The sequence below is a fragment of the Streptomyces sp. UG1 genome (assembly GCF_049974585.1).
In the GTDB taxonomy this organism is placed as follows: domain Bacteria; phylum Actinomycetota; class Actinomycetes; order Streptomycetales; family Streptomycetaceae; genus Streptomyces.
This window is the reverse complement of the sequence record NZ_JBNGGG010000143.1, coordinates 1-1146: the sequence shown is the minus strand read 5'-3', so window position 1 is coordinate 1146 and position 1146 is coordinate 1. Positions and strand designations below refer to the sequence as shown.

Annotated in this window: 1 protein-coding gene; it reads right to left on the bottom strand. The window is 66.4% G+C overall.

Annotated elements, in window-relative coordinates; translation table 11 throughout:
- Positions 1-1123: condensation domain-containing protein (locus tag ACP4J3_RS50715; RefSeq protein ID WP_426545079.1), on the bottom strand; the 1123-nt coding region annotated here is incomplete at its 3' end.
- Positions 1124-1146 lie beyond the last annotated feature (23 nt).

The window sequence follows — 1146 nt, the reverse complement described above, 5'->3', positions numbered from 1 at the left end:
GCCGGTGTTCGTCGGGGGTGAGGATGTCGATGTGGTTGAGGGGCTGGTCGGGGTGGGTGGTGGCGATGTCGAGGAAGTGCAGCCAACGGTCGAACAGGGCCTGCACGGTCGGCGCGTCGTAGATGTCGCTGGAGTACTCGATCGCACCGCTGATGCCCTGCGGCTCACCATGGGCGCCGCGCTGCTCGGCGAGGCTGAAGAACAGGTCGAACTTCGCCGTACCCGTCCGCCCGGGAGCGACGTCGATCGTCAGACCGGGAAGCCGGAAACTCGCCTCAGGCGCGTTCTGGAGGGCCAGCATGACCTGGAACAGCGGATGGTGCGACAGGGTGCGGGTTGGGTTGAGCAACTCGACCAGGTACTCGAAGGGGACGTCCTGGTGCGCGTAGGCGGCCAGACTCCGCTCCCGCACCCGAGTGATCAACTCAGCGAACGTCGGATCACCGGACGTGTCCGTGCGCAGCACCAGCGTGTTGACGAAGAACCCGATCAACTCATCCAGCGCCTGATCGGTGCGGCCGGCCACCGGACTGCCCACCGGAACATCCTCACCCGCCCCCAACCGCGTCAGCAGGGCAGCGAGTCCGGCTTGCAGCACCATGAACAAACTCGCACCCGAGGCCCGCGCGACATCCGACAACCGACGGTGCAGATCCGCATCGATGTCAACCGTGACGTAGTCACCCCGGTAGGTCATCACCGCCGGCCGCGGACGGTCCGCAGGCAGCGCCAGCTGATCCGGCAGACCCGCCAACGCCTCCGTCCAGTAGCCGATCTGCGTCGCGAACAGACTCTTCGGGTCGCTCTGATCACCCAGGAGCTCGTTCTGCCACAACGTGTAGTCCGCGTACTGCACCGGCAACGCAGACCACTCCGGCACCCGCCCCTCAACCCGCGCCGTATAGGCACGCGTAAGATCGGCGGCGAGCGGGCCCAACGACCACCCGTCACCCGCGATGTGATGCACCACCAGGAGCAGTACGTACTCCTGCGCCGAGAGTTCGAAGAGCTCGGCGCGAAGGGGGATTTCAGCCGCCAGGTCGAAGGCGTGCCGGGCCGCTGACTTCAGTGCCTCCGGCAGTTCCGTCTCGGTGATGTCCGTGGTGGGCAACTCGACGCTCACGCTGTCGAGGACGTGCTGGTACG